This window comes from Mesorhizobium sp. M7A.F.Ca.MR.362.00.0.0 (genome assembly GCF_004023175.1).
Lineage (GTDB): Bacteria > Pseudomonadota > Alphaproteobacteria > Rhizobiales > Rhizobiaceae > Mesorhizobium.
The window spans coordinates 1-6,756 of sequence record NZ_RZTF01000347.1; the positions used below are offsets into that span (position 1 = coordinate 1).

Here is a 6,756-nt window from a genome sequence, read left to right on the forward strand (position 1 = left end):
CATCATCCCGTCAACGATTGCCAGTGCCTTCGCGGAAGGCGACATCCTGCAAGTCCTGTTCTTCTCGGTCCTGTTCGGCATTGCTTTGGCGATGACCGGAGAGACGAGCAGGCCGGTCGTTACCTTTCTCCAGGCGCTTACCGCCCCCATTTTTAAGCTCGTCGGCATTCTGATGAAGGCTGCACCCATCGGCGCCTTCGGCGCAATGGCCTTTACGATCGGCAAATACGGAATCGGTTCGGTGGCCAACCTCGCGATACTGGTCGCGACGTTCTATCTTACCGCCTTCCTCTTCGTGTTCGGGGTTCTCGGCGCGGTCTGCCGCTACAACGGCTTCTCGATCTTTTCTCTCGTCCGCTACATCAAGGACGAGCTGCTGCTTGTCCTGGCAACGTCCTCCTCGGAGGCCGCGCTGCCCTCGCTAATGGAGAAGATGGAGAAGGCCGGCGCCGCCCGTTCGGTCGTAAGTCTCGTCATCCCTACTGGATACTCATTCAATCTGGACGGTACCAATATCTACATGACGATCGCCGCCCTCTTCATCGCCCAGGCGACGAACACAGATTTGTCAATTGCCGATCAGATCCTCCTGCTGCTAATTGCGATGCTTTCCTCGAAGGGTGCGGCAGGCGTCACCGGCGCCGGCTTCATCACATTGGCCGCTACTCTCTCTGTCGTGCCGAGTGTTCCCGTTGCCGGAATGGCTCTAATTCTTGGCGTGGACCGCTTCATGTCGGAATGCCGCGCGCTGACGAATTTAGTCGGTAATGCGGTGGCATCGCTCGTTGTCGCTCGCTGGGAAGGCGAATTGGACCAGTCACGGATGGAAACCGCTTTCCGCGGTTAGGGTTACATCAAACTGGCTCCCCGCAAGCAAGATCGCAACAGCGCGACGTGTAAGTAGCGGCCTTGACACAACAGTCGAATTGCCAGCCTCCAAAGAGCGCTGGAAATAGAGTACTAACGCAGTGAGTAATACAACACCATGAAGCCCCTAAGCAAACGAACGGTTCACGGAGACTCATCTGGGTGCGCATGGAGCGCTGTTCGTCGAATGCGCTATCCGCGGGGTGGGGGAACTATTTCAGCTTGCCGCCCCAAGCCGTCGCGGGAGCGCACCGGATGATGGAGGACCGGCCGATCAGAATCGCTAGGGGAAAGCGCGTCACAATAGCCGATCTCGCCCGCGAAGCCGGAGTCAGCGTAGCAACAGTCGATCGGGTTCTGAACGTCCGCCTTCCGGTGCGAGAGGAGACCGCCCAGCGGGTCCATGCGGCCGCGCACGCGATCGGCTATCATGCTGCCGGTCTCATCAAACAGCGCTTGCAGCAGCACCTGCCGCACTACAAGCTGGGCTTCATCTTGAGAAAACCTACCCACGATTTCTACCAAGATTTCGCTCGCAAGATCGAAGAGTCGGTCAGTATGGCTAAATCCTTCCACGGCCTTCCGATCATCGAGTTCGCGCAGTCACATTTGCCGCGTGACCTGCTCCCGCTTCTTAAGGACCTTGGGAGCCGCTGCCAGGCGATCGCCATGGTGGCGGCCGATCACCCGAAAATCACAGCATCAGTCGAGGAGCTCAAGGCGAAAGGTATCCCGGTATTTTCGCTGCTATCCGACTTCGCCGATGGCGTGCGCGAGGGCTACATCGGCCTCAACAACAGCAAGGTCGGACGGACTGCCGCTTGGGTGTTTTCCAAGGCCGCAAAACGGCCCGGCAAGGTGGCGGTGTTTGTCGGAAGCCATCGCTTCCAGGCGCATGCGACGCGGGAAACGGCCTTTCGTGCGTATTTTCGTGAGAACGCGCCAAAATTCGAGGTGCTTGATGCGCTCGTGAACCTTGATGAACGGCAGCTCACTTACGAAAAATTGCTGGATCTTATGCAGCGGGAACCAGAGCTCGTCGGCTTCTATATGGCCGGCGGGGGGATAGAGGGGGCAATTTCCGCGCTCCGAGAAGAGGGGAGCGGTCAGGATCTCGTCGCGATCGTGAGTGAAATGACGCCGCAGTCACGTGGGGCGCTTGCGGATGACATCTTGACGATGGCGGTCGGCACGCCAATGCGCCGACTTTGCCAGGAGCTGATAATGGCAATGGAGCGGGCCATCAAAGCCGGCGTCGCGGAGAGCCCGGGGCAGACATTTCTGCCGTTCGACATTTATCTTCCGGAAAATATTTGACCTTGATGGATTTCTATCATGAGCGCCCATTTTCCTTTCACCGATGAAAGGAAAGCTCGATTGACTCGGCCGTCTCTGTCCGATCTGTGAACCGGCGTGGTTCCGTCTTGAAAGAAGCCGGATGCCGAAATGGCAGCCGCGCTTCATGGAAGGAAAGTCAAGCAATGCGCCAGGTATCGCCCCGCTTTGCACTCGATCACATGGCGGCGCCCCGCCTTGACGTCAGTGCGCTTTTCGCGCTTGCCCGTGACCAAGGCCTGACCGACGTCCAAATCCGTTACCCTCATTTCAGCAATCCTGTCGCACGCGGCATTCCGGCTGCGGACGTTCGGTTGGCCGCTACCGAAGCGGGCGTCACGATCATCTCTGTCAACGCCTTGCAGCGGTTCAACGACTGGACTCCAACGCGTCAGGCCGAGGCAAGCAACCTCGCCGATTATGCGACGGCGTGCGGGGCGGAGACGCTCGTGTTGGTGCCGGCCAACCGCAGCTCGTGGCCCACCAATAGCGAGCGCCAGGACAATCTTCGTTTCGCTCTAAACGAGATCAAGCCAATCCTCCAGTCGCGGGGTCTGATCGGTCTCATCGAGCCGCTGGGTTTCCGAACCTGCTCGCTTCGATCAAAGAAGGAAGCGGCCGAGGCCGTTGCCGCGGTTGATGGCCAGTCCGTCTTTCGCCTCGTGCACGACACGTTCCACCACACCCTGGCCGGGGAGACATGCCTGTTCTGCGAGCTTACCGGCCTGGTGCACATTTCAAGCGTAAACGACCCGACCTTCTGGATTTACCCCGATCGCTTTCTTGCAGGTTCCGACAATGGCAGCCAGATTCAGGCGCTGCTGGATGGCGGCTACGCGGGACCTTTCTCATTCGAGCTGGTCGAGGAAGTCCATTCTCTGGACGATCTCGCAGGCGCACTTGCCGCCAGCATCGACTTTATCCGGCGAGGGCTATTGTCGTCAAAGTAGATGGTGACAGGAGTAGTGACTATAGGTGCGCCTGAATTTTCCGTGGGTTCACAGCGGGGCAGCCATCCGAGATGCCTCCTGTATCATTATCTCCCGCATCCAGATGCTTGCCGGATCGCTATTGTGGAGGGCCGGCCATTGGAGGGTCTCGGTGAATGTGGGAAATGGCAGCGGAAGTTCGATAACCCGCAGGGGGAACGTTTTTTCGAAATGCCTGACCAGCCGTAAGGGCATGGTCGCTATACGAGCTGTGCCGGACACCATAGGTGGAATCATGCTGAAGCCCTGCACGGCGACCTCGACACGTCTCTTAAGGCCATGCTCAAGCAAAAACCATTCCTCGATAGACGGCTTCATCGTACGCCCGAACCTGACCGCGACGTGCCTCATCGACATGTATCTCTCGAATGTAAGCTGCTGTGGCAGCTGCTTGTTTGTGGGACAGCCTACGCACACGAGCTTCTCGTCAAACAGCGCAACGCTTGAATGCACACTCGACGTGAACATATCCGGTAGAATTAGAAAATCGACGTCACCGCGCCGGAGAAGCTCATCGGGGCTATCGTCGACAGGCAGCAGTTCGAAGCTGACGGCGGGGGCTTCCCGTGAAATACGCTCCACAAGCTTTTCGAAAAACACGAGCGTGACGAAATCGGAAAGAATGATCCTGAAGAGGCGATCGGCTCGAGCTGGGTCAAACGGATCCGAAGAAATAATCGAGCACTGGATGTGCTGGAGAGCGTCGCGAACTGCGGGGGCAAATGCTGCCGCACGCGGGGTTAGAAATCTTTCGCGACCTCTTATCGTAAACAGTTCATCGCGGAAATAATCGCGCAGTCGGGCGACGGCCGCACTCATGGCGGGCTGACTCAGGTTAATCCTGCGTGCCGCCGCCGAGAGATTACGCTCCGTCAGGAGTGCGTCGAGCACAACGAGGAGATTTAGATCAAGTCCTTTGAAACGCATGTCATCAGCCATCCATGGGATGGATGCCTTTAACCGAAACAAACGACTTTAACAATTTAGCATTCTTGCAATCTTTTGTCGCAAAAAGTTTATGATGGATGACGTTAAGGTCCGACATATGAGCCGCGTGATCTGCCGAAGCGAGCAATCGTTCGTACTGTGCAGGTCAGAGATTGGCAGTTTGAAACGCCGGGAAGATGGCGCCGGTCTATCAACCAGCGTCTTCGGCGGCCCCGACCTAGCTAGGCGTGGAACCTAATAGGGTGCACCTTTCCAGTCCGAGGCGACTGATGGGCGGTTTGATCCTAAGCTGCCGTGAGGCCTGTGCCAATTGTATCGGCGAGCCAATGCAGCAGTCCGGCAGCGTTTTTGAGAGCTGTTGTAGGCTCGGCCTAAGCCCATTGGCGCAAGCCTATCTGAACGAAGCGCTTGGCCTTGCCGCTATCCGGTATGTGATCTGTGGTGCCTTCTCGTCCTGCTGTTCTTGTTTTGGAACGCCCTTATGGTGAGCCCATCCGGGACGTGGGGCACCGGGAGCACAAAGGTGCAGGCAGGCCGTCAATAGACCGTGGGCTGAGAGCCCGAGCTCGTTACATGGCCGCCCCTCGCGACTTTCCCGGATGCGCTGCGAGCGCGGATCAGTAGATGTCGTGTTGCCCGCCAGCTCCCGTCTTTGACCGAGCCAAGAAGGAGGAACGGGCATGCTTATCATCGGACTGGATATTCACCGCGCCTTCGCCGAAGCAGTGGCATGGGAGGAGGGCAGGCTCAGGCGACTCGGCCGCGTCGACATGCGGCGCGATCTGCTGGCGGCGTTCGCCGCGAAGCTGTCGCCGAACGATGTCGGGGTGATCGAGGCCACCGGCAACGCGACGTCCGCTGCAGCTGTGGTTGCGCCGCATGTGAAGAAGGTGGGGATCGCCAAGCCGAAACAGGTGTTTATCGTTGCCTATGCCAAGATCAAAACGACGATCGACGCCGACGTTCTTGCGCAGCTCTATGCCAGCGGCTTCTTGCCAGAAGTCTGGATTGCGGACGAGCCGACGCAGGCTCTGCGTCGACAGGTGACACGGCGCAATCAGATTGTCCGACAGAGATCTCGATTGAAGAGCGTCATCCAGTCGATCCTTCATAGCCACCTGATCCGTCCTGCCCGCATGCTGACCTGTGCGGCGCCAAGGGTCGGACCTGGTTAATCGAGCAGGTCGTACCGCAGGACGAGCGCCTCGCGATCGATGGGCATCTGCGCGAGTTCGACCGATTGGGCGAAGACCTCCAGGTCATCGAACGCGATCTTGTCCGCTCGGCTCTCGAGGATGAAGGCGTGAAGCGGCTGATGACCATTCCCGGCGTCGACATCACCGTCGCGCTGGCGATGAAGGGCGGCGATCGGCGACGTGTCGCGCTTCGACGATCCGCAGAAGCTCGTGACCTATCTCGGGTTGAACCCAAGCGTCCAGCAGTCCGGCCAGGTCCGGCCTACCATGGGCGGATCACCAAGCAGGGCCGTGGTCATGCGCGCGGCATGCTCGTCGAGGCGGCCTGGGCGGCCGCTCGTGCTCCCGGACCGTTGCGAGCCTTCTCCCTGCGGCGTGCGAGCCCGGCGCGGACAGCATGTCGCGGCCGTGGCAACCGCACGCAAACTCTCTGTCGTGATCTGTCATCTGTTGAGAAGGGCGAGAGTTACGCGTGGGCTCGACCCTCCCTGCATGCCAAGAAGCTTGCGCGATGTGGAACTCAAGGCCGGGAGCAAGGCTGTGCGCGGCCAAAAGGGAGCGCACGCCTACAACATAAAGAGCCACCGGGAAGAAGAGCGCCGCTGGGTGGAGCAGGCCGAGGGCGCCTATGCACGCCTCGTCGCCGGTTGGAACCCACGAGGTCCGAAGAGGGTAGGCACGGATGCCGCAAACGAGGCGCGACGATAGAAGCTGCGCGGCAGGGCTCTCATCTCGGACCCTGCTCTTCGCCACGCGGTCGTCCGTGCGCGACAGGAGAATAGCGCAGATTTATCAAAAAGGCTCTTGTCGATCACATCAGTGGTCTTGGGCGCTGTACGGCCGGGTGAAGACTTTGCAGGTGGCCCGGAAAGCGTTTGACCTGCAGCGAAGCAATTGTCGTCATTACGCGCTCGACCCGGGCGCCCAGCTTGGCATAAGGGCTACGTGGCCTCAGGAAGCGTCGTCGCCAATGCAGACCATGGACGAATTCCCAGCCGATGCCGAGATGCCGGTCGACCGTGCCTGTCGCCGTCCGGTGATGCGATGCCCCCGAGCGGATGAGTTCGCCCCGGATGCTCCCGGTCACGACGCACGGGTTCGGGTTCCAAGGCGCTCAGTTTTGTTCGCGCCCAATCGGTGTAGGACGCGGCAGAAATACGAGCGTGACGAAATCGGAAAGAATGATCCTGAAGCGGCGATTCGGTAGAGCCGGGTCAAACTATCCGACGAAATAAACGATCACTGGATGGGCGGGGGAGCGTCGCAAACTGGAGGGCAAGAGCTCCCGGACGCAGCGTTAAGTTTGAATACCTCCGCGGACATGGTCGCGAGCTTATCGCGCAAATAAATCGAGCAGCCGAGCGCCGGCCGCACTCATGACCGGCTGGGCTCGGTTAATCCTGCATGCCGCGCCCATGAGG

General features: G+C 59.3%; 7 protein-coding genes. 5 read left to right on the top strand and 2 right to left on the bottom strand.

The window, feature by feature from the left end; all coding sequences use genetic code 11:
* The 3 genes from EOC06_RS29345 to EOC06_RS29355 form a co-directional block, all read left to right on the top strand.
* Positions 1–847: cation:dicarboxylase symporter family transporter (locus tag EOC06_RS29345; RefSeq protein ID WP_128309431.1), on the top strand; the 847-nt coding region annotated here is incomplete at its 5' end.
* 275 nt (positions 848–1,122) lie between these two features.
* The gene (locus tag EOC06_RS29350; protein ID WP_051695606.1) at positions 1,123–2,184 is read left to right on the top strand and encodes a LacI family DNA-binding transcriptional regulator; all 1,062 of its coding nucleotides are present in this window, start codon (positions 1,123–1,125) and stop codon (positions 2,182–2,184) included.
* Positions 2,185–2,348: 164 nt separating this feature from the next.
* Positions 2,349–3,152: a TIM barrel protein gene (locus EOC06_RS29355; RefSeq protein WP_063169395.1), complete on the top strand. Its 804-nt coding sequence runs from the start codon at positions 2,349–2,351 to the stop codon at positions 3,150–3,152.
* A 48-nt stretch (positions 3,153–3,200) separates the two neighbouring features.
* Here EOC06_RS29355 and EOC06_RS29360 read toward each other — a convergent pair whose 3' ends face one another.
* Positions 3,201–4,118 carry a LysR family transcriptional regulator gene (locus EOC06_RS29360; protein WP_063170390.1) on the bottom strand — a complete coding sequence of 306 codons (918 nt, stop codon included), beginning with the start codon at positions 4,116–4,118 and terminating at the stop codon, positions 3,201–3,203.
* Positions 4,119–4,819: 701 nt separating this feature from the next.
* Here EOC06_RS29360 and EOC06_RS45200 point away from each other — a divergent pair.
* Positions 4,820–5,314, top strand: coding sequence for a transposase (locus tag EOC06_RS45200; RefSeq protein WP_095769983.1), 495 nt, complete (start codon positions 4,820–4,822; stop codon positions 5,312–5,314).
* A gap of 179 nt (positions 5,315–5,493) precedes the next feature.
* Positions 5,494–6,117: a hypothetical protein gene (locus EOC06_RS45205; protein WP_353812186.1), complete on the top strand. Its 624-nt coding sequence runs from the start codon at positions 5,494–5,496 to the stop codon at positions 6,115–6,117.
* A 29-nt stretch (positions 6,118–6,146) separates the two neighbouring features.
* Here the strand turns inward: EOC06_RS45205 and EOC06_RS29370 are convergent, their stop codons facing one another.
* On the bottom strand, positions 6,147–6,422 hold the full coding sequence (locus EOC06_RS29370; protein ID WP_127262750.1) for a hypothetical protein: 276 nt from the start codon (positions 6,420–6,422) through the stop codon (positions 6,147–6,149).
* Positions 6,423–6,756 lie beyond the last annotated feature (334 nt).